Raw genomic sequence first — 24,942 nt, 5'->3', positions numbered from 1 at the left:
TGGATAATGTTTAAAAAGTGGGCACTACCGGTTGAATGGTACCGTCGTCGTTGAACTGCAGACGATCGATGCACACTTCACGGTGTACGCCCGGGGCATCTTTGAGATACCATTTATTAATACGATGATAAACGATCATCCACTCATCAGTACCGGGAATTTGCAGTACGGAATTATGGGCGGTACCGTAAATCTGCTGTTCGGGATTCTGCTTCAGCACAACGGGCTGCGCTGCGACTTCGATGGGACCCAAGGGCGACTTGGATGTGCCGTAAGCCACATGATAGTTGGGCGAACCCGTATCGTCAACCGACCACATGAAATAATACAGTCCGTTGCGATAGAACACGTAAGGAGCTTCGCGATAGGCATAGTCCTGCAACGTACCACCTTTGGGGGTCATCACGGTGAGGGTTTTCTTCTTGATGGATACCATGTCTTTGTTCAGTTCGGCTCCGGCCATGTAGCCGTTGCCCCAATACAGGTAGGTCTTACCCGAAACGGGGTCGGTAAACACGTCCACATCAATCTGCTGGCCACCACCCACGGGCGATTCGGTGATGATGGGATGACCCAGATCGACAAACGGGCCTGTGGGCGAGTCGGCCACGGCTACGCCGATCTGCTTGCCCTGACCGTTCTTGGGATTACCGCTGTAATAGAAGTAGTACTTATACTTACCCTTCACCAGTTTTTCTTCGATGCAGGGTGCCCAGGCGTTACCGTTGGCCCAGGGAACCTGTTCAGATTTCAAATCGAGAATGACGCCCTCGTACGTCCAGTGTTTGAGATCATCCGACGAATAGGCTGTGAAGTACCAGCCTCCCCAACCCGGCTGTCCGTCGGTGGTGGAGTAGATGTAGTATTTCTTCGTCTGATGCGAGTAAACGATTTCGGGATCGGCATGGAAGCCTGGCAACACGGGGTTGTTGGGAAGCTGTCCCAACTCGGCAGGTTTGCCCCACTTCTCGGTGATGCGCAACAGTTCGTCGCGAGTGATGGGGATGATGGTACCATGACGCGGATGGAAGTTCATCTTCACGTCGTTATCTATCACCTTGAAGTTTTTCAGGTCGGTCGTTTCGGTGAACTGGTAACGGCCTTTCATATAGACGTCGTACATCAGGATGTACTTGTCCTGCCCTATCAGTTTGAAGGTTCCTGCGCCTTCGACGGCATCGGTAGTCTGCTGCTTGTAGTCAGGCTCTTCGGTCCACTGTCCGGAAGTCAGCGAACGGGTAGTGGCCACTTTAATGCCGTTGCCGTGTCCCTCGGTCTTGTAGAACAGGTGGAACACGCCATCCTTATACACAATGTCGCCATCGATGCACGACTTGCGGTTCTCGGGCAAGAAGAGGACTTTGGGTTCGCCTTCCAAGTCGGTGAAATCGTCGTTGGCATAGGCATAATAGATGATGTCCGGACCGCCTGCATACTGCATGGACCAGTAGACCATGTATTTTCCGGCTTCCGGATCGAAGATGGTCTGCGGCGCCCATACGCGCTTCAGCGATTCCTGACCTTCGTACTTTTTCTGCATGTTGATGACGGTGTGAGTCCAGTTGACCAAATCGTTGGACTTAAGCAGCACCATGGCGCGGTTGGAGTCCCAGCCGTTGGCCGATACCATATCGGTCAGTACCATATAGAACGTTTTGCCGTCCTCGCCACGAAGGATGTGAGGATCGCGCACGCCGCCCGTCGAACTGATAACTTTGGAATCGAGCACCGGCTTGCCACCGTTGAGTGCCCAGTAAGAATATCCGTCCATGCTGACGGCATAGCATACGGCCTCTTCACTGATGTGATTGCCGGTGAAATAAGTGAATAAATAAGCTGCATAATCTTTTTCCTGAACTTCTTTCTGCTGGGAAAAAGCAGACAAAACTACTGAGAAAATCAGGCTGATTGCTACTGCAATGGATTTAAAAGTGCTTCTCATGGTTACGACGCTTTTGTTAAGTGGATTTTTTACATTTTTATTTGGTGTCAAAAATACACAATCAGACAGACATATGCAACTACAAATCAATCAAAATGGGGGCAGAAATGGTTCATTTGGCATAAAATTCTGTCGCAACCCATGCACAAACCTGTCAGACGAGTCAAATAGCAGTTTTTTTTTCTTCTGGCATGTCCATTGTCCTCGCCCTGACTTTCTACCAAAATCGACAAGAGACGTCACCCTTCCGCCACAGCATTTCATCCTGACACACAATCCACGACGAATCACTTTATTTTGACACCATCAAAAAGAGGAAAAGCTCTTTGTCCACCGCGCAAAAGCCCATTTCGAAACACACGAATGCAATGCCCGAGACAGACACTTGCGTGGTTCGCGAACAACACTTGTGTGGCTCGTGAGCAACACTTGTACGGCTCGCGAGCCACACTTGCACGGCTCACGAGCAACACAAGTGTAGAACAAGCGGGTAATCCACATATTCACAAAACACTGATTACCAAAAGAATAGTAAATCCATAAAAGAACTGTTTTCCGAATAAAAATGAGTCCGCAGACCACCTTCGAAAAAAGCGGCTGCGAACACCCAAGAATAAAGAAAAATTTGAGAAATCGTTATCGGTACAGCCTCACGGCTACAAACAATATTTACATCAGATAGCGCACCATCTCGCAAGCGGCCAGCAGGAATGCTCCGACTCCGAAGTTGGAGGTAGACTTGGCATCGACTACCTGGCCTGGTATGGCCTTTTCGCCAATGGGCTGCACATAACCCACACTGCCATCGGGCTGCAAAGCCACGGTAGACAAGTATTTCCAGGCTTTCATCACTACGGGTTCGTAGGTAGCCTTGTCCAGTAAGCCGTTGTTCATACCCCACAGCAAGCCGTAAGTGAAGAATGCCGTTCCGCTGGTTTCGGGGCCCGGTGCATGTTCAGGGTCGAGCATACTGCGCGTCCAGTAGCCCTTGGGTTGCTGGCAGGCAGCCACGGCCTTGGCCATGGTCTGGAAACGGTCGATATACTCCTGACGGTAGCGGTCGGTTTCGGGCAGGTCCTTCAGCACCTTGGCCAGTGCGGCAAGCACCCAGCCGTCGCCACGTGCCCAAAAGTCTTTCTTTCCGTTCAGACTCTTGTGTTTGGGATAGACGTACTTGCCGTCGCGATAGTACAGGCCTTCTTCGGCATCGTACATGATGCTGTTGGCGTATTCCCAGTATTCGTGCAGTTTTTCCAGATAAAGCGGATTGTTGGTCAGCTTATACATTTTGGTCATCACGGGCATCACCATGTACAAACCGTCGGCCCACCACCAGTAGTCATTCTTGTCGGTACTCATCTGATATTCCATCACCTCGCGGGCACGGGCTACTTTGTAATCGGCCGGTTCCACGTTGTACAGGTCGACGTAAGTCTGGAAACAGATCTGATAGTCGCCGAAGAGGACATACTCGTCGCTCTCGCCGTAGCTGTATTTCCACTTCGATTTGTCGTCGCTCTTGGCTCCCTTCCACTCGTTGTGTTTGGCCCAAGCTTCGGAATAGTTGTAGTAATCACGGTTACCGGTCAGAAAAAAGGCTTCCATGTTGCCGGTGTGATAGGCTGCGTTGTCCCAGAAAGCACGTCCGTGCTTCGGATGCGTCTCCTGCCAGTGACGGTTCACTTTGTCGATTATCTTGACCACGTTCTTCGCTTTCGGGCACTGTGCCAAGCACGGTGTTCCTCCCAGGCAGAAAGTCAGGGCCAGCAATGCAAAAATAATTTTCTTCATAATGTCTGTATGTCTTTGAGTTGTTTTATGATTTCATGTAATATGCAACAGGTCAGCGACCGACTTCCAGCACGTAGACCGGTTGCGGAGCAAATTCGACGGTACGTTCGCCGTCGCCCTGACGGGTGTGCTGTACGAAGAGGTGCAGACGACGCTGTTTCTTCCACAATTCAGTGTCGTGCGAGGGTTCCCAGGCATCTACGGCAAAGTCGGTCAGGTCGGCAAACTGCCACTTGCCGTTGGCCACATCGGCAGTATGGGCCACAGACACCTTGCTGTCCCGTTCTTCGTCGCGAAAGACGTAATATATCTCGCCGTCATCCACCACGATACGCGGACGCGCAATGGGAATCATCTTCGTACCTCCGCCCTTGAGCGAGAACGGAACAGTACGTTCGCCTACCTGACGGCTATGCCACTCCAGCCCGTCGTGCCACACAATGCGATACTGGGGCACGTCGCTGTCAGGGTCACGCCAATAGGTAGCGATGTACGGATTGCCTCCGGCATCGGCACTCATGCTGGTCTGGTTGATCAGTTCCGAATTCTGCGGAATGCGACAGGCATACTCGGCGTTGCCCAGACGGATGGGCAAGTCGTACTTTCGTCCATTGGCCTTGTACCAGGTGACGCCATTGTCGTAGGAACGGGCGTAACAGAGGTCGTGATTAGTCTCCACATGCCACGTTTCGCGCCACACCCACGACAAGTGGATGGTACCCTGCTCGTCCACGTAGAGTTGCCAGTAAGCATTACGCATGTCCTCGCCATCAATCAGCACGTCCTGCACCCGATGCCATCGCCCGGTCTTCACGTCGTAACGGTTCAGCATCAGGTTACCCCGCCCCGATGAACCGGAACGGTAGGCAAACAGCAAATCGCCACCCGACAAGAGATAAAACTCCGGATAAGTCACGTTACCTTCGTCGACACCGGTCATCGGTTCCTTCTCGCCCAGTTCGAGCGAATAAGGTTTCAGGCTGCGACAATAGTTCAGCGGATGGCCGTGATGGTCGAAAGCCACGTGCAGATAGCCCTTGCCGTCGATCATCATGCTGATGACGTTGTGGGCATCCTTTACATTTCCCTTGTACTGTGTGCGGTGCAGTGTCCAACGGTCGGAACCGAGCTTGCGTTTGCCCAACATCAGATAGCCGTCGGCATCGTAATAGGCTATGTACTGCTCGTCGCCACTGGTCACCAGCGAGTTGTTACGGAACACTGTCGTATTGACCGACGTCTGACTGTATCCCTCGCCTACTTCCACGAGCCTCGCGGCAGGCACAGCCTCCTGCGCCATTGTTCCAAGGGGCAGGCAAGCCAATGCCAGCAGCAGACATGTATTTCGAAAGTTTCTCATATCAGGAATAAAGGTTGTAAACAGAGAAACCGGAAAAATTACTCATAATAAGCATGATCCTTCGGGAAATCTTCGCCCTCCCAAGCCTTCTTGCTGGTCCAGCTTTGCGGAGCGTCGGTCCAGAAAGGATGATCGGCCGGCAATCCCAGCGGCAAGAAAGCCAATGAAGCCATGTAAAGGCTACCATTATTGGTATACCAGTCGGAGATATTGGGTTGCGAACCGTTGAAGCCGAGTGTGAGGAATCCCTTTTCGTTGAAGTTGCGGTTATCACCGAACATGCGCTTGATGACAGCCGTCATGGCAGCACGCACCTGTCCGTTCGACAGTTCCTTCGGCAACCATCCGCGCCATGCCAGCAAGGCCAGAGGCTGAAGCGTACCGGTGCGGTAAGTAATGGAACGGCCGTATACGGGGAAAGTACCTTCGGGCGAAATCAGACGTTCCAGAATAGAGCCATAGCGCTGCATACGCTTCTGGGCACGCAGGAAGTTGCAATCGGGCGCATTCCAAACCTTGTTTTTGCCACTGTTGGTGAATACTTCAAGACACTCAACGTACATGGGATGCAGCACGAAGCTGTTGTAATAGTCGAAGGCAAAGCCCGGTCCGTCACTGTAGAAACCGTCGCCTACATACCACTCTTCGACCTTGCGAAGTGAAGAGACAATGCGGTACGTATCGCTCTTGGCTCCTGCCTTACGCAAGAAGCACTCTACCGTCGATGAAAACAGTAACCAGTTGGTATAAGGCGGATCGACACGGCGTAATTGGCTGAACTCTTCGATGTAGCGTTGCTTCGTCAGGCTGTCGAGCGGCATCCACAAAGCATCGTATCCACGCAAGAAACTTTCGGCCACGTAAGCGGCATCGACCAGTGTCTGTCCTTCCTTGCGCCACAACAGGTAATCCTTACCCTGTGGATCAACAGCCTGAGCATAGCTCTTCAGTGCCCATTCGCGCAACTGCTTGCGCTGCTTACCTTCAGCCGTATCATCATCGGGCAACGAAAGCCACGGTGCCAGACCGGCCATCAGACGGCCGAAGCATTCCATGTAAGTCACCTTCTTATTGCGTCCGTCCCATGTAGGACTGAGCTCTACCAGCATATTTTCCTGCAGGCGGCCTTCACTCATGTTGCTCAGTACAGGAGCCGCCATACGGTACATCACGTCGCACCACAGTTCGCGGTCGGTCATTTCTTTTTCTTTCTTATTCTTTGCCGAAACAAGCTGAGCCGGCAACAACAAAGCTACTACCAGGAGTAGCCATAAGCTTTTTCTTGTCTTCATGATATTTTGTATAATGGTTTATTGATTACATATTATAATAAGTTATTTCTTCTGATAGACACGCACGTAGTCTATCTCGTATTTCATAGGCAGAGCAGCATCGTCTATCGGTCCGCCGTTGATGCCTCCGATGGCAAGATTCAGCAACAGATACATCGGCTTGCGGAATGGATTGCTTCCCTGGCCTATCTTACCGTTTATTGTCTCGCTCAAAGGAATCTCGTTCAGCAGTTCATCGTCCAAATAAAGCTTGATGCTTGTTTCGTCCCAATCCATACGCCACAGGTGAAACTTGTCTGCCCAGTTGGCATCACGGTCAGTAAAATGAGTAAAAGGAATCTTGGCACTGTTCCATTTGGCATGATATGGACGGTCGGTACCCCAGCAGGCATTGGCCAGAATATGTGGCACACCCTTGATGCGGTAATACTCCATCACATCAATCTCACCGCACGAAGGCCACTGTACCCCTTTTCCCAGCAACCAGATAGCCGGCCATGCCCCTCCGGCTGTAGGAATCTTGGCATACACTTCGAAGCGTCCGTAAAGGAATTCCTTCTTCCCGGCAGTCGTAACCGATGAGGACGTATATTCGATGAACTCACGTTTCTTGCGCCAGTCCTTACTGCCCGCCTCGTACAAAGGGTTCTTCCGTCCTTCCACTTTGCGGGCTTCGATCACCAGTTTTCCATCCTTGCAATAAGCATTGTCAGGCTGGTACCACTGCGCTTCCTCGTTGCGTGCAAAACCGTTCTCGTAATTCCACACCGCTTCGTCCAGTTTTCCGTCACGGTCGAACTCCTCACTCCATACCAGATTCCACTCCTGTGCAAATCCTCCTGCCCATGCTCCGCAAACGAGAAGCACCGACAAAACACCTTTTTTACAATATTGTATCAGCATATCTTTATGTTTGTTTACGTATTTATTGCAAATATACGTCATTCAGCCCTATAAAACCTGCCATAAATAAGCCAAAAAAGGGCAAGAATCAGTCAAAAGAGAAAAAATATCCCGTATTATTCAATCCCTTGACAGGAATAAATAATACGGGAATTATAGAAAATCAAGCGTTGGCCTTATTCAGCTTTCTGATATACCCGTACGTAGTCGATATGGTATTCCATAGGCAGATTTGAAAGGTCTGGCGCCCCTCCATTTCCTCCCATTGCCAAATTCAAGAAAATCTGCTGGCCTAAACCTCCGTCACCACTATTTCCTGCATCACGGAACGGATTACGCCAAGATCCTCTCCACCAATCATTCAGACCACCAGATCCATTAGAAGTATTGTTTAAATCAATCTCATTCATCAGTTCTCCATCTAAATACAATTTAATGTACTGATCATCCCAATCCATCCGCCAAACATGATATTTGCTTGCCCATTTCGAATCTTTATTCGTAAAGTCGCTCAAAGGACGATTATATGAATCCCATTTTGCACTCCAACGAGTGTCACTTCCCCAACAAGCATTAGCATGAATACTCGGAGTACCGCTTACTAAATAATATTCCAGTAAATCTATTTCACCTCCGAGCGGCCATTCCCAACACCAGCTATCATTACTAATGCCAGTTGTCCAAATAGCAGGCCAAGCTCCTCTGGTTGTAGGAATCTTAGCACGAACTTCCATAGTTCCATAACGGAAACGGAATTTAGAAACAATACTACTCGAAGTGTACTCGGCATATTCACGATTCTTCTTCCAATCACTGCTACCTTCTTCATAATTTGGATTGTCCACACGTTGACGTTTTCCAGTAATAACCAAAGCACCATCTTGGCAAACCGCATTCTGATCGGAATACCACTGCAATTCTTCATTACGTTGAAATCCTTCCTCGAAACGCCATTTCTCCAAATCGGGAGCACCAGTACCATTGAACTCATCATGCCATACCAATTTCAGATCAGTTTCCCCATATGCGTCACCTATTTCAGGAACATCCGTCACAGGAAAATATTCCGGTCCTTCCTCTTCTTCCTTCACGTAAGTCACAGTTATAAAATACATCAATGTATTTACTTTCGAATTGATCTGATAAAAAGTAGAATTTAATATTCTAACAGGCAATACATACGTTTTAGATTGCTTTAACTCTTTCTGAATGTAATCGACCAAATTTTGCGAAAATATCAAAAGGGAAGCCTCTTCTGAAAATACATTACCTGCAAATAATGTCAACTTATCGGCCGACAATTGGTAAAACTCTTCCGGTAACAGTTCCACATCAACATATTTCGCATAAAGTCCTCCCTCCAAAGATTTAGCGATTGCCGTATTTAATGAATCTGCATCTATTATTAAGTCTACAGTATTTTCTTGCCCGGCTACACGCTCCTGATAAAGAGCAGCACTTAAAGCATAGGAATAATTCTCTGAAGTTTTTTCAGGGTCATATTTAAGTTCCGGAACATTAATATTGCATTCGGCTCCGTTCCAAACCTCACGTGCCTGTACCAAATTCAGTTGATTCAGATCTATATTGCCTTTATATTCCAAATCTACATATTCTTTGTTACAGCTATAAAATCCGATAGAAAAGACAGTCATACAACAGACCGCTATCCATTTCATATTATTTTTCATAACAAACTATTTTCTTTAAATTAATCCAAAGGAACTGTTTCAGGATCATAGACTTCCACATCCACATCATAAAAAGAGAACTCCGACATATGGAAATATTTCTTATTCTGTGAAGATGTGGTCACACTGAAGCGAAAATGTTTAAACTTTTTGCCAGGAGCTACAAAATCTGAGGAATAATCAGTTGCACTTGTAGCAGGTAATCCCACCAAAGAAGCCACTGTTTCCCACACTTCGCCATCTGCACTAATCTGCAAATCAGCAGAAGTAGGGTATCCATCCGTATTACTTGTGCTACGAGTAGTATACTTGATAGCAAAGTTTTCATGTTCTTCCCTGAAATCAATTTGGATATACTGGGGAAGGTCAACCTGCGGCTGACTCCAACGAGTATGGAAAAAAGTGTTCACATCTCCATCTATCAAGTTTTTGATAGGTCCTTCAGAAGGTTCTTGATTATCCGTACTAAGTTGATCTTCGGTAATTGTTACCTTTGTCCGGTTCTTTTCTGTCAAGGTAGCCGGTGCCGGACCTGATTTAGCCTTCATCTCTGTTACAATACCCGCCTCATGAGCTGCGTTGAAAGTCTGAAAAGAAAAAGTATAGTCACCAAAACGTGCACGAGTATCTTCTACCAACAACCCAGTTGCTCCTTTTGATACCAATTTGCAAACCTCTTTCTTCTGCAAAGGATCAGTATAACGAATCTTCATATAAGAAAAACCTTCTTCCGTTGCTGGCCATGTCAACTGAATCGAACCCGGCAAAGCCTCTGCCTTCACTTTGGAAACATCGAACGATATAGGAGCTGCCGAAGAGCCTTCCAATTCAAACACTTCTAATTTATCGTCACATCCAACTGTACAAACCAATGCACAAGCCAATGCAACCATATATTTTAAACTATATCTCATATGCTTAGTTTTTATAAAAGAATCCTACATTATTATCATAATAATTACCAGCCGGGATTTTGGGTAAGATTCGGATTTAAACGAATCTCACTATCCGGTATAGGGAACAAATACATCTTATCATCCCATACTAAAGACTTCGTAGTCTTCTTATACGAAAAGATATTGTCACCTGTCTTTGTAATCTCCATACGTGAAATACTTGTAAATCCACCTTCTTTCCAACGGCGTACATCCCAAAAGCGGTGCCCTTCAAAAGCTAGTTCTACCATACGTTCGCGTTTATAACGTTCCCAAAATTCCGCTCCACTCAATCCTTTTGGCAAAAGAGGCATATTCACATCCGAACGGGTACGAATTTTGTTTACAGCATCACGAGCAGTCAGAAAAAACTCATCTGTTACTTGTTCAGGAGAACCTATATATTGATAAAGAGCCTCGGCATAGTTCAGATAAAATTCCCCAAGTCGGAAGGTAATCCAACTGTGACGTTTTCCACCTGTACCTTCACCAGAACTGATATCAATAGTGCCATCCAAATACTTTTTCAGATAATAACCTGTAGGAGTCGCATATGAAATCGGAGCACCATTACGTCCTCCTATATAGGTTTCCAACGGAAATGGATTTGTATTAGGCCACTCATCACCATTACAAGCAATAGTCATCTTAAAACGAGGATCTCTTCCTTCATACGGATTACGTGGATCCGGTTCACCACCATTCTTCATCTCATAAGCATCAACTAAAGTTTGTGTAGGACAGTTACCAGATTGACCGTTCTCCATACCAATAGGGAAATTATAATACTCTGGAGAATTAATATCTCCTAAACGGCGAGCAAAAATCACTTCACCAGCCTTGTAATTATCAGTTCCCCAAAGGTCGGTATATTTTCCCAATGTAATGTCGTTCATTGCACAATAATCAATTACCTCCTGATTAGCCAAAGCTGCTTCTTTCCAAAGTTGTTTATCACCACTCTTGTTAAAAAGCTTACTAGCACGATAAAGTGCTGCGCGAGCCTTTAACGCCAAAGCGGTACCCCGATTTACACGTCCCGTTTCCGGATTGCTCACACCACCGGCTGCATCTTCCAGGCCATAATAGGAAACCGGCAACTCAGATGCAACAGCATCACATTCAGAAATAATAAAATCAAAAACTTCGTCAGCTGAAGTACGTCCCAAAGAATTGGCCTCTTCTTCTGTCAATACTTCAGTGGTGAAAGGGACATCACCATAAGCACGAACAAGCAAGAAATAATAGTAAGCCCGCAACAAACGCACTTCATACTGATAACGATTGAAACGTTTCATCTGCTCTTGATAATCTTGCGTAAAACGCAAATCATAAAAATCCAGATTCTTAGTTTCTTTCAGGAAATAGTTACATGCACGGATAGGCGTATAATAACCAAAATAAGAAGTTGTATAAAGTGCTGTCCAGTTTCCGTTCGTAAAATCAAGCACCGAAGAATATGTCAATGCCATTTCTGCCTCGTCACAAGCTGAAGCCAACGAGGTGAGACTGGGCATATCCGAATCCAGCCAAGAATAGATATTGTTCACAAAACCGGCTGTACGTCCGAAATCCGAAAATACATAGTCTTTGTTATAATTGGTATACTCATGATAGTCCATTTTATCGGTACATGCCGATAAACCTGCTACACAAGCGAAAACCAAACATATATTTTTCAATCTCATATATTTATTAGTTTATTGGTTCAATATTTATAAGCCATTATTAAAGTCCAAGTGACACACCAACATGGATAGAACGAGTTGCCGGATGATCGTAAGGAGACATCGCCTCAGGATCAGTTATTTCGATGTTATCTATCGAGAAAAGATCAACACCACGTACATACACCTTGGCTGTTTTCATCTTAATCTTACTTAGCCATGCCTGAGGAATCTTGTAATAAACTTCGCAATTACGCAATTTCAAGAACGAACGATCCTGCAACCATATCGAACTATTATAATTGTAGTTATTATCCACACGCTCTGTACTCAAACGCGGAAAACGAGCATTCGGAGTTTCAGGTGTCCAACGGTTCTCATAATAATAGTTTGCAATAGATGTGTTATCAATCAATGGCAAATAAAAAGCATATGAGTTCAAGGCAGCCGTATAATTACTTACACCCTGAAAATAAGCGTCAATGCCCAATCCTTTCCACTCAAAGCCTACATTGAAACCATAATATATTTCAGGACAGGTTGTATTATACCCCATCGGAATCACATCGTTCGAATTAACCACACCGTCACCATTGACATCTTTATATTTAATATCACCAGGTTTTACAGGTCCAAACTGTTGCGGAATGCTGTTGGCAATATCTGCATCATCAATAAAGAAGCCGACAGCCTGCAATCCCCAAATCTGTCCTACAGGTTTGCCCTTGGCATAAAGATAATCATAAGCTTGGGGAGTTTCCATCTGCTCTTTGATTTCACTGGTATAATAAGAGAAATTACCTCCTAAACGAATGCGGAAGTCACCAAAATTCTTATTATAATCCAAACCGATTTCTGTGCCCCAGCTATCCACAATACCACCATTCACATACGGAGCAGAAACGCCAATGATAGAAGATACCTGTCCAGCTGAACTTACCCAAATATCCGAACGCCTTTCATAAAAGCCATCAATAGTCAATGTAAGTCCTTTCAGCATAGACATATCCAAACCAAGGTTGTACTTATATGCCTTTTCTGTCGTTCCATTCAAAGAAGGCAAACGCCCTTCCTGCCAACCACCATCACTTCCCGTATGGTTGTCCTTGATAGGATAGCTGTTACCACCTACTACAGTTTCATTCCAATATCCATTAGATGGAATATTGTCTGTCTGAATGATACCAAACGAACCACGTAACTTCATAAAATCAATCACATTCTGATTTTTCATAAAACTTTCATTAGAAATGACCCATGCCAAACCAATAGTAGGCGCCAATCCCCAACGGCTATCGGGATCCAAACGGTTAGAAGCAGAAGAAGTCAACGTGAAATCTGCAAAATAGCGATTCTTATAACCATAGTGAGTATACCACGATGCGCTTTGTGTAAACAAAGTATTACCTACACCATTTTTATTGTCGTATTTATAAGTATATAACAACATAGTATAGATGTCGTGTACTCCAAAACTACGTTTCCAATCAACATTTGCTTGAAAATTAAAAGAACGATGCTGCCAATCCAGTTTTGAATAATTATTGGCATCAATAGAACCGTCATTAACACCGCCCTCAAAATTAGAGAATTCTATCGGTTCACCATTTTCCCACTTGGTAACAGTCTGCATACCATACTTGGCACGTTGTCTGTAATCCTCCCAATAAGAAGCAATGTTATCGTAACCGATGCGCAGAGTAGCTCCTAAACCTTTAGTAATTGAAGATAAATCTTGTTGTAAAGCCATATCGGCATACAAAGCACGGGTATGTCCTTTCGTATAGCCACGTCCTTGAGCCAAATATACAGGATTATAACCTTCTCCCCAAGTAGCATTACCTCCCCACAAACCACTCTCTGTTCTGATGGGGAAAGCTGCAGAAGGAACCATAAAAGTCTTGTATATCAGATTCTCTCCACTTGATGCAGGACGGCTAAACTCATTCAAAACACCCATGATATTGGCTTGCATGCGTGTGGTAGAAGTCAAATCAATATCCAGATTCGAACGGAAGTTTGCCTTCGAATATTTTTCTTGGGTTGAATATCCGGCATTTGAATTAGCATTATTGATAAAACCGCGATTATTTTGCAGGTTCATCATCGTAAAATAACGCATTTTTGAGGAACCTCCACGGAATGTCAACGTAGCGATGTCAGATGTTCCCCTGTCACGAAATACTTCATCTGCCCAATTGACATTTGGATAAAGATAAGGATATTTTCCACTCTGAAAAGCATTCAGTTCATTTTGGGAATAGCGTGCTGTTCTGCCATCATTGGCCAATGCTTCGTTAATAGCATTCGCATAGGTATAAGAGTCAGCCATCTCAGGAATATCAGTCTGAGAATTGAATGCATGGTCATAAGAGAAATTTATCTCACGCGTCCTGTATTTACCACGTTTAGTTACAATATTAATCACACCATTCACGCCCCTATAACCATAAAGAGCCACAGCAGCCGCATCACGCAACACGGTTACAGACTCTACTTCCTCTGGAGTAATATAATTCAAGGCGTTCCAATTGTTATCCCGTTCCAGTCCATCTACGACTAACAATACTCCGTTATTACCGTTCAGGGTCTTAAGTCCACGGACATACATGGAAGGAATCTGATCCCATACAGAACCGGTATTCTGCATGGTCGTCAAACCTGTAACATTTCCATACAACGAATTACCGATATTAAAGGAAGAACGATTGTCAATCTGATCGGCATAAACAGTTGATGCCGCTCCGGTAGATTCGGCATTTGTTTGCTTCAAACCGAAACCGTAATTCACAGCTTCAGTAGAGAAATCCATGACGATGGTTATTACCTTATTATCGTTCTTGCCCACCGGAACCACTTTGGTTGCATCATTCCAAGTCTGTATTTTCAAGGTACTTCCTTGCTCGGCAGCTATCTCAAACAATCCGTTCCGATCTGTGGCGACCTGTACCAACGGGTTGGCTTCAACAAACACCAACGCACCTTCTACCGGATTGCCCTGCTTGTCTACAATTTTACCGGTCACATTGTTTCCTTGTGCAAAGCCTTTCATGGCAACACAAGACAACATGGCCAAAGCTAATATCTTGTATTTTTTCATATCTTTATTTCTTCATTAATTGTATATTTCTACACAAACATTAATTCCACCCCGGGTTTTGAGTCAATCCATACTCTTTATTCACCTCGGATGGCGGGAAAGCAGACAAATACCATTTTGTACTGAAGTTTGTCCACCAAGAGCGTGCTATATTTCCCAAAGTAAATATCTCATAACGGAATTGAGCCGGTTTTTCAGGGAACTCATCCCTATTTCCATCGGTTCCGCTCCAAGGTTTATCACCACCACCATCGTTACGATAAATACGTAAACCATGCAACGGCTGTTTAAACAAGTCTGCACGTTTGTAGCGGATCAGGTCAAAGAAACGAACATCTTCCAAACCCAATTCACAAGCACGTTCACGAAGAATTTCTTCAAGCAAAGCTTCTTTATTGCTTGTCAGGTTCTTACCTGGATTGCAAGCATCCAGATCACCCAATCCAACACGTGCACGCACTTTGTTGACATTGGCTATAGCACCTGCAAAATCGCCCTTTGCCTGCAGACATGCTTCAGCATAAATCAGATACATCTCTGCCAACCGCAAATAAGGCCATTCCAAATAGTTACCTGCCAAACTACCTTTTCCTTCCTTGAAAAACTTGTAGCAACGGAAACCTGTAGCAGTCTCGCCAGTTTCAAGACGAGAACCATCAATGTTCTCACGTCCGCCAACCCATAATTCTGCCGCATGGTCGCCATAACGTGCGCCGTTTACCAACATTGTCTCATACAAGCGAGGGTCACGGTTAGGCTGGTCGTAATCATTATTTTCAAAGAAAGGGTGTGCACCGTCTTTCAGATAGTCTTCGGTAAAGGGTTTTCCATCGCTCATAGGGAACATCTTCATATATTCCAAAGTAGGAGTATAACCGCCGAATGTCACCCATTCACCCCAATAATACCACCAATCCCAATTGTATTTACCAATAATACGGGTAGAAATCAACAATTCTGTATTGTTTTCACGAATAAAATAAGCTTTGTTGAAAGCAGAACGATAGCCTGAAGACGTAGCCGATTGGGACTCAATCAATGAATAATATCCTTTATTTTCCAGTTCAGTGAAAAATTCATTGCAAGCTGTCCAGCAGCGGTTCCACCAATCTGCACTATATCCCCCATACCAAACTTGTTTGCTTTCGACCGCAATTTGAGGATTCTCAGTACAATAAGGTTCATTATCATTGAACAACGGACTGGCTGCAAACAACAGAATCTTACACTTCAGCCCCATAGCTGCGGCTTTGGTAAAGCGGCCTTGCCAGTTGACATCGTCGCTACCCAAATCCCAAGGAAGCACGGCGGCAGCTTCATCCAACAAGCCAACCATGTAATTCACTGTTTCCTCAGCTGTTGCACGAGGCACCTCATACGAAGCCTCGATGCCATATGTCTGTTTCACAAGTGGAAGTCCTCCCAAATGACGGAAAAGGTCGAAATAGCGTGATGCAATTATAACTTTCGCTTCGGCAGCAAGACGTGATTTCTCAGCGCCATCCATATCAGGAACACGGTCTACGTTTTCAATAAACATCCATGCAGCCCGGATTGCTTCCCAACAGTTCTCTTTTGTATAATTGAAACGAGTGTCATCGCCCGTATCTTCGTCGCTTGCCTTGTAAGCACCCGAATAATATTTACGGTTCACTCCATCCCACGAATTGTGGCTGTGCCAGCAATCGGACAGAACTTCAAACATACCTGTGTTCATCTTCCCATCCACAGCATTCCAGTTTGTTGCCAAACCATAATACAGATAGCTATACGTCTTCCACAAAAAAGCACGTGCATATTCGGCCTTAGAAAAAATAGTGTCCTGGTTCATATCACCGGTACTCGGAGCTTTCTCCAGAAAGCTATCGCCGAACTTTATCTGATCGACACACGAGGAGAACAACAACATGCCTCCTGCAAATGCCGCAATAAACCATTTAGTCAGTTTTTTCATATTATTTCTATTTACGTATGAAAGGATTAGAAACCTACTTTCAAACCTATGTTAAATACTCGCGTCAAAGGATAGTTAGGGCGGTCGCTCTGACGAGATTCCGGATCACCCCACATAAAGTTCGTGAACGTCAGCAGATTGTAACCGTTCACATAGAGACGGCAGTTGTTTACCTTTATTTTTTTCAAGAAGGGGAAATCCATGTTATAACCGATTTCCACATTCTTCAAGCGCAAGTAGCTGGCATTAACCAAATACAGGTCGCTCTGGGCATAGTTATTGTTGGCATGACTGCTCGATGCACGCGGAAACTTAGCCGTAAACGAATCGGCCGAAGAACGCCAAGTATTTTCATATTGATAGAGCAGCAAACCCTTTTGGTTGGTATCACCCAACGGACGACGGAATTCGCTTAACATACGATCCACATTCCAAGCACCGGTCCATTGCATAGAGAAGTCGAACTTGCCCCAAGCAAATCCTGCTGTCAGACCGGCTGTATATTCTGGTATATCGGTAAAACCGATATCGCGGGTAGCATCGTTACCATCCAACTTGCCGTCACCGTTCAGGTCGACGTACACTGCATCACCAGGAGCCAACGTAATACCATGGTCGGCAATGGGACGGCCAAACTCCTCCTGATAGCGGGCATCGGCAGTCTCATCGTAGAATCCCCAGAATTTATACATCAAACGAGAATTAATACGTCGGCCTGTTTCGTACAACCAAGGTTCATTCTGTTTCACCTCGTTCATATAAACAATCTTATTAGTAGCATATGACATATTGAAAGTTGCCCAGTAACGAAAATCCTCACTCAACTGGTCATTCCATTTCAACTGCAATTCGTAACCTTTGTTTTCCACCTCACCTACATTGACGGGAGGAAGCACCATACCCAAAATACCGGGCAAGTAATCGGGCATGGTCAGAATATCTTTACGGCGTTCGATAAAATAGTCTACCGAAACACTCAGGCGGTCTTTCAGAATATTGAAATCGATACCGTAGTTCTGTTTCAGCGAGGTCTCCCATTTAGACTCCGGATTGGTTTGAGAAGCTTCCCAAGCACCCGGTTTCTTATTCCCTACATTCTGGCCGAAATAATATCCGTCATACTGACCAAATCCGTATTTGCCAGGTAAATAAATGAAACGTTCCGAACCGTTCTTATCGTTACCTACCAAACCTAATGATGCACGTACTTTCAGATAGCCGACAACATCCTTCAAAGGTTCAAAGAAAGGTTCTTCGCTGATTACCCATCCTAACGAACCGGCTGGGAACAGACCATATCGGTTACCCGGAGCAAAGTTTTCAGAACCGTTGTACCCCACGTTGAACTCGGCCATATAACGAGTCTTCCAGTCGTAGGTCACACGTCCTACAAAACCAACGTAACCCGAAGGTATGTAGTTATAAACACCACCCGGATAGTATTTCTTCGACTGATTGTAAAGAGCCAGAGCCGAAACGTTGTGATCGCCAAACTTACGGTTATAATTCAAAGCCAACTCCATGTACCAGTCACGAGCCTTCCCAAAGTCTCCGTCGCTATAACTCAACTGGCTGTCCGATCCTGATTTGCGGAAAGAAATAGAACCGTCGTCAGCCACAATCGGAGTATAGCTGGCTACCGAAGCATACGATCTTTTTACATTAGAGTATGCCGAATTATAAGAACCTTTCAACTTGACAGAAAGTCCTTTTGTAATGAAATCCAGTTTTTGGTCGAGTACCAAGTCGACGTTCAACACATTGTTGGTTTTTACACGGGCACCTTTGCCATAATAAGAAGCCAAACCATCGGTCCCCGTAAACGGCAGGTAATCGCCGTTCGACTTGATATACATGCCATTCACAATACCTGCACTGGCAAAAGGAACAGCCCAATACAACTTACGGAACAACTGGTTCTGGTCTTCGTCCGACTCGGGCGTGCGTTTCACTTCCACACGACCACCGATGTTTACCGAAAGCAACGTCGTCTTTGTAATGTCAAAGTCCAGGTTGGCACGATAGTTGTAACGCTTGTAATCAAAGTTAAAGTCATCGGCTGCCTTGAACTGCTTGAACATACCGTTCTGCGAGAACATACCAGCTGAAACGAAATATCGCATCTTGTCCGTACCACCCGAAATGTTCACATTGTGCTGCGACTGGATAGAAGCTTTGTTCATACAGTAATCAATCCAGTTGATATCCGGATAAAGAATCGGATTGGTATGATCGCGGAAAGCGGCAAGCTGCTCGTCAGTAAATATCTGCGAACCACCGTCGTTAATGCTCATCATATTGTAATAATCGGCATACTGATAAGAATTGGCAAAGTCCAAATCCTTTGTACGGACATTTACACCTACCGAAGTCGAAAATGAAATCTTAGCCTTACCTTCGGCACCGCGTTTGGTCGTAATCAAGATAACACCGTTGGCACCGCGTACACCGAACACGGCTGTTGCCGAAGCATCTTTCAACACTGTCACACTTTCAATTTCATTCGGGTCAATCTGAGACATGTCACGTTCCACGCCGTCCACCTGAATCAGCGGCGTTGTAGAAGCACCATCGGCATATGTTGCAATACCACGTACATAAACCTCTGCCGCATCGGCACCCGGCTCACCGGAATATTGTACAGAAGATACACCTGTCACCTGACCGGAAAGAATATTGTTCACCGATCCGGCCGGCGTCTTCAGCAAATCGTCACCCTTCATTGAAGAAATGGCACCGGTCACAGATACTTTCTTCTGCACACCGTAGGCCACAACCTCTACTTCGCCAAGCATCTGCGAATCTTCTTCAAGCACAATGTTCAATGTAGCGCCAGCTTTCTTCAAAGTCACCACCTGATCTTTGTAACCGATAAAGCTAATCTTCAACTTACTTCCTGCAGGAACATCAAGCGTAAACTTACCATCCAAATCGGTAATCACACCCACCGTCGTACCTACAGCCATTACGTTGGCACCAATCACAGGTTCACCATTGATATCCTTCACTACACCCGTCACTCTCACCGTACCCTGCTGCACCGTCTCCGGCATAGGTCTATCCTCTGCATATCCTTTTATCGGAGCCGAGAGGAAAAGGCACAATAAAATTGCGGCTGGAAGCAATCGGCGAACGTTAGGATTTCGCCATCCTGAGAAGTTTTCTTGCTTTTCCATTAGCAATAATTTTAAGATTAAACATGTATTATTAAAAAAAATGAATTTGTTTGCGTTTCTTCACAATCGAATTCAGCTACAAAAATATTCCTACCCTATGCAAAAAACCTTCTGAAAGGGTCCAAAGAGGTTGAATTTAGTTCCATGAAACAATATTCAACAAGAAATGAAACATTATTCAACATGTAGATATATTCCTTTTTACTTAAACAATGTTACAAAACATATAAATTAAGAATTGAACGAAATGCAGTCGAAAAATGCAAGATAAATGCTCCTCCGTTTCAAAATCCAACCGGAGAAGTCCAACCGCACAGAAAGTGATTGACGGATGTTTCACCGGCTACTGCTCTGTTCGGCAGCAAGTTTCCTGGTGAAGTTTCACCGTAAATCGTTCGATATAAACACATTACGTTGAAAGATAAGCATCCGGTACACACTGTATGCGGGAAAACGGTGAAACATCCGTAAAGTCTCAGCTTTCACCGTATGCCACTGTATATCAACAATTAAAGGATAGGGGTGAAAGCGTGAAGGCTATTTCCGGAATTCTGTTCACCATCTGCGAAGGTTTCACCTGACTATAGTCTGCCTACAGTCCATCAGTGCGATTCTAAAGTATCACTTTACGAGCATCATGTAGTACATGGTGAACGTAAACACCTACGTTAGCTGGAGCGCATAACAAGTAATGCTCGAAACCTTAACAAACAATGTCACGAAAGGTAACAAGCAATGTCCGCGAGCGACACAAGCACGGCTCACGAGCAACACAAGTGTGGCTCGCGAACAACACTTGCACGGCTCGCGAGCCATGCAAGTGACGAACAAGCAAGATTATTCCTCGATTACTCCGCCTCCCTGCGTGAAGCGTTCCATATACTCGGTGGGCTGCATACCAATTTCTTTCTTGAAACTGCTACTGAAATAGCGTGGGTCGTTGTAACCCACAGCATAAGCCAAATCGGAAATTCGGATGTTTTTCTTTTCTTCCATGATGCGGCAGGCAGCCTTCATGCGGATATTACGGACAAACGATACGTAAGTCTGTCCTGTAAGCGACTTCAGCTTGCGGAAACAAGTAGACTTGCTGGTGTGCATCTCTTCCAAGAAGTCCGACTGATCGAAGTCGGCATCGGCCAGATGGCGGTTCACGCAGTCGATGGCCCGTTGCAGGAAGTCTTCGTCGATGCTTGTATAGTCCAAGTCCTTTACTTCGAACACCAATTGCTTCTTGAAGTCCATGCTGCGCCGCTCGCGTGTACGGAGCAGGTTACTGATACGGGCATGCAGCACACTCAGGCTGAAAGGCTTGGAAATAAAGGCATCGGCTCCCGATTCGTAAGCCTCTACCCGGTCTTCTTCCTTATTCTTTGCCGTAAGCAGGATGATAGGGATATGCGAAGTTTCAAAATGTCCCTTAATGTAACGACACAGTTCGATGCCGCCCATTTCGGGCATCATGACGTCAGACACAATCAGGTCTACTTCTTGGTTGGCCACTATCTTGACGGCTTCCTTACCGTTGGCAGCCGTGCAGATGTTATAATCGGTTCCTAATAGTTTTGTCATCAGTTGCAGCAAGTCCTCGCTGTCTTCCACAATCAGCAGCGTGCGGCGAACGACAGGAGGCAGCGATTCCGTTTCCTCATCGGAAGTTGTTCTGGGAACAGCCGTATCTACGCTACCGTCCTGCAACGGCGTTACCTCCCGAGGTTCTACGACTTCCGACAGCGAATCGTCTATTTCTTCTTCGGCATAAGCGTCCCGCCGCGCAGGGAAAGTAACGATAAAGGCAGTCCCCTTCCCCTCCTCGCTCTCTACCTCGATGGTACCGTGATGCAGTACTACCAAGTCGCGTACCAACGACAACCCGATGCCTGTACCAATGGTCTTGAACTTCCGGTAGTCGCCCTCATAAAAGCGTTTGAAGAGTTCCTTCTGCGCATCTTTCGAGATGCCCGGCCCGTCGTCCTTCACAGTGAGGCACACCGTATCGTCTGCCCGCCCTTCCAGCGTTACACAGACGGTTCCACCGGGACGGTTGTACTTCGAAGCGTTCGAAAAGAGGTTATAAAGAATCTTGTCCAGCTTATCTGGATCGAAATAGACCGGCATCGGCCCAGGCGGGCAGGAAAGGCTGAAGTGCATATCCCTACGCGACATCAAAGGCCGGAAGCTGTCGAGGCTCCGACGTACAAACAAAGCCAGATCGGCACGCGAGACCTTCAGCTTCAGGTTACCGCTCTCGGCCTTGCGGAACTCCAGTATCTGTTGCAACAGTCTTATCAGACGGTTAATGTTGTTGTTCATCACGCGATACTGGTCTTTGTATTCGGGCGCAACACGCTTCAGTTCGTCCACCGAAGCCGAAAGAATGGTCAACGGTGTAAGCAACTCATGAGTGATGTTGGTGAAGAACTGCAACTTGGCATGGTTCACTTCTTCGACCTTGGCCTTTTCCATTTCGCGCAGATGGAGCGCGTTGCGCAGGCGGATGCGGTTGCGTACCTGCCTATATGTGCCGTATGCAGCAGCAACTATCAACAAAACGTACAAGGTGTAAGCCCACCACGTCTCCCAAGGCGGAGGCAATATCACCACTTTCATCCGATAGGGTTCCTTGCTCCAAACACCGTTTGAATTGGAAGCTTTCAGAAGAAACGTGTAAGTACCCGGTTCCAGATTGTTATAATAGGCAAAACGTTTGGAAGCATCGGTATACTGCCAGTCATCATCGAATCCTTCGAGCTTGTAGGCATAGTTGTTCCGCTGGGGGGAAGCATAGTCAAGCGCCGAGAACTCGATACTAAAGTTGTTGTGCTGGTAGTCCAGTCTGATTTCTTCGGCAAAACTCGGCGAAAGAGGAGAGATGTCTGTGCGTTCCGCATCGGGCAACAACTTCCACGACTGGTTATAGACTTTAATGTCCGTTACCTTCACTGCCGGAGGTGGCACCTGCACTTCCAGACTGTCTGGATAGAAACTGTTATAACCCTGGTGCCCGCCGAAAAACATTTCTCCGTTACCGGCCACCGTCACGGCTCCCCGCAGGAAGATGTTATCCTGCAAGCCGTCTATCGTAGTATAAAGACGGAAAGAAGCATTATCTTTCAGATTGTCAGGAACCGTAAGTCGGACAAGCCCGGCATTCGTCCCCAACCAAAGGTTGCCTTCCTGATCGTCCCTGATGCTGGCAACAGCATCGCCCGGAAGATTCCATCGGGCATGCATCGGTAAAAAAGAATCGCTTTCCTTGTCATAATAGTTAAGTCCGCTGCCTCCCGTACCGGCCCAAAGGCGCCCGTGTGCGTCACGATGCAGACAGTCTACATAATCGTTGTTCAGTTTATGATTGCGGGAAGAATAGGCCTGCAACTTCCATTCGCCGGACGAAGCATCACAATGCAGCCTGATGACCCCATGCGTACCCGAAGCTACCCAGATGTCACCGTCGCTCCCCTCTACCACGCCTAATGTCACAACACTACGCATAGCGTCATTCTCCACCATAAGCGAATCGAAGCGGACCGCCTTTCCGTCAGCCCGGCGCATGGATACACCGTTGCGGGTAGAGAACCACAGATTGTGCTTGGAATCTTCGTAAACATGATAGACACAATGTCCGGCCAGCCAAGGCGCTTCCTGCGGAGAATAATGCTTTATGTTCCATTGTTCCAGCCCTTTTTTCTCTATTTCGTAGGCACCATCGTCGTAGGCAGCAAGCCAGATGTGCCCGTCGAGCGAGCTCTGCATAATGGACATCACTGTAGTAATATCGCGATACCCATGCGTATCCGGCAATTGGGTATAATAAACGGTTTTCCCGGTATTACGGTCCTTGACGGCCAACCCATAGGATCCCATCCCCAACCACAAGCAGTTATCACGATCGATCAGCATGCTGCGTACCGAAGTGGTTTTCATCACACGCTTCAACTCCTGCAATCCATCCCATACGAAATCGGCTTTGCGGGTATTGGCCTTGGTGATGCCGCCACCAATCATCCCCATCCACATCAGTCCCTGGCGGTCGCACAGCACCGACGTCACTTCATCGCTGGCAATGGAGTATTCGGAATCGTCCGGATAGTAATTACTGAAAACTTCACGGCCGGTATAGTCGCCTCCATGCAGAGACAGCACACTCAGCCCACGGCGGGTTCCTACCCAAAGTGATCCGGTATTGATATCTTCGGCTATGCTATAGATTATGTCGTCCGAAATGGCAGTCGGATCGGCCGGATTGCTCCGGTAAGTGACCCATGTTGTACGAGTCGGCTCGTAAACGTCTTTCAGCAACGTCAATCCGCCACGCCACGTACCCACCCAGATATTCTTATAACTGTCCTGAAACAAGACGTGCGCCGAATTCTGTTCGTTCAGGCGCGGATAAGCAAAATACTTGCCTGTAGCAGTCTCGTAGCGATAAAGACCACGATCCCAAGTCCCAATCCAGATATCCCCTCTGTCGTCTTCGAGCAACGCTTTTACCGTAGTTTTCGGCATCACATTAGCGGTTTCAGGATAACCGAAAGAACGGAAAGTATTTGCTTTTTCATCATATTCGTACAGTCCCCAGTCTGTTGCAAACAGAATGCGTCCTTTTTTCGTTACCAGAATCTGCGGAATCGTATTTCCGTTCATTTCAGGATTGTCTATCTTACGCATCTGCCCCGTACGCTTATCCAGCACGTTCAGTCCGCTATACGTACCGATCCAGAGATTGTGCTTATTGTCTTCGGCCACACAAAGAATATTGTTACTGGTCAGCAGATCGGGATTGGCGAAATTGGATTTGTAAGCTACGATGGAGTAACCATCGTACTGAAACAAACCGTTCCGCGTTGCAATCCACAGATAGCCGTCACGGTCCTGATAAATGGACTGTACTTCCTTGTTTGGCAAGGTGTTCAGAATGAAAGATAACTCAAAAGACAAAGGAGCCCTTACAGGCTCGGCTGCCCGGCACATAAAGGGAATAAGAAACCAGAAAAGAATGAGGATGAATCGGTGAAGCATTTTCTGTCTCCTTAAATTATTGTTATTCTCATGTATGGCGCAAATGTACATAAAAAAAATGAATACCTAAAACTGTCGCTCCAAAGATGCAGGAGAATAAAGTCGGAAA

The 24,942-nt window shown here is 46.2% G+C and carries 12 protein-coding genes; all 12 read right to left on the bottom strand.

Translation table 11 applies throughout. From position 1 onward, the window contains the following. Positions 1 to 10: 10 nt before the first annotated feature. Positions 11 to 1,942, bottom strand: coding sequence for a family 43 glycosylhydrolase (locus Q3C19_RS09380; RefSeq protein ID WP_302728886.1), 1,932 nt, complete (start codon positions 1,940 to 1,942; stop codon positions 11 to 13). A 669-nt stretch (positions 1,943 to 2,611) separates the two neighbouring features. Next, positions 2,612 to 3,733, bottom strand: coding sequence for a glycoside hydrolase family 88 protein (locus Q3C19_RS09375; RefSeq protein WP_302728884.1), 1,122 nt, complete (start codon positions 3,731 to 3,733; stop codon positions 2,612 to 2,614). A 52-nt stretch (positions 3,734 to 3,785) separates the two neighbouring features. Continuing rightward, positions 3,786 to 5,033: a BNR repeat-containing protein gene (locus tag Q3C19_RS09370; RefSeq protein ID WP_302728927.1), complete on the bottom strand. Its 1,248-nt coding sequence runs from the start codon at positions 5,031 to 5,033 to the stop codon at positions 3,786 to 3,788. 98 nt (positions 5,034 to 5,131) lie between these two features. Further along, on the bottom strand, positions 5,132 to 6,385 hold the full coding sequence (locus Q3C19_RS09365) for a DUF2264 domain-containing protein (protein ID WP_022163754.1): 1,254 nt from the start codon (positions 6,383 to 6,385) through the stop codon (positions 5,132 to 5,134). 42 nt (positions 6,386 to 6,427) lie between these two features. Then, on the bottom strand, positions 6,428 to 7,288 hold the full coding sequence (locus Q3C19_RS09360) for a family 16 glycosylhydrolase (protein WP_022163753.1): 861 nt from the start codon (positions 7,286 to 7,288) through the stop codon (positions 6,428 to 6,430). Between the two features lie 176 nt (positions 7,289 to 7,464). Further along, entirely contained in the window at positions 7,465 to 8,979 is a 1,515-nt protein-coding gene (locus Q3C19_RS09355; protein WP_071150507.1) for a family 16 glycosylhydrolase, read from the bottom strand. A gap of 20 nt (positions 8,980 to 8,999) precedes the next feature. Continuing rightward, a complete protein-coding gene (locus Q3C19_RS09350; protein WP_071150508.1) occupies positions 9,000 to 9,893 on the bottom strand; it encodes a discoidin domain-containing protein in 894 nt (297 codons plus the stop codon). A gap of 44 nt (positions 9,894 to 9,937) precedes the next feature. Further along, positions 9,938 to 11,602, bottom strand: a complete 1,665-nt coding sequence (locus Q3C19_RS09345; protein ID WP_277121328.1) for a RagB/SusD family nutrient uptake outer membrane protein — start codon at positions 11,600 to 11,602, stop codon at positions 9,938 to 9,940. 40 nt (positions 11,603 to 11,642) lie between these two features. Continuing rightward, a complete protein-coding gene (locus Q3C19_RS09340) occupies positions 11,643 to 14,681 on the bottom strand; it encodes a SusC/RagA family TonB-linked outer membrane protein (RefSeq protein ID WP_071150510.1) in 3,039 nt (1,012 codons plus the stop codon). 40 nt (positions 14,682 to 14,721) lie between these two features. Beyond that, the gene (locus Q3C19_RS09335; RefSeq protein WP_071150511.1) at positions 14,722 to 16,635 is read right to left on the bottom strand and encodes a RagB/SusD family nutrient uptake outer membrane protein; all 1,914 of its coding nucleotides are present in this window, start codon (positions 16,633 to 16,635) and stop codon (positions 14,722 to 14,724) included. Between the two features lie 26 nt (positions 16,636 to 16,661). Continuing rightward, a complete protein-coding gene (locus Q3C19_RS09330; protein WP_302728876.1) occupies positions 16,662 to 19,811 on the bottom strand; it encodes a TonB-dependent receptor in 3,150 nt (1,049 codons plus the stop codon). Between the two features lie 837 nt (positions 19,812 to 20,648). Continuing rightward, the gene (locus tag Q3C19_RS09325) at positions 20,649 to 24,833 is read right to left on the bottom strand and encodes a two-component regulator propeller domain-containing protein (RefSeq protein ID WP_302728874.1); all 4,185 of its coding nucleotides are present in this window, start codon (positions 24,831 to 24,833) and stop codon (positions 20,649 to 20,651) included. Between the last annotated feature and the right edge of the window lie 109 nt (positions 24,834 to 24,942).

Origin of the sequence: Bacteroides sp. ET489 (genome assembly GCF_030518095.1) — a bacterium.
Lineage (GTDB): Bacteria > Bacteroidota > Bacteroidia > Bacteroidales > Bacteroidaceae > Bacteroides > Bacteroides ndongoniae.
The sequence above is the reverse complement of the archived record's forward strand: the minus strand, read 5'-3'. Positions and strand labels throughout refer to the sequence as shown.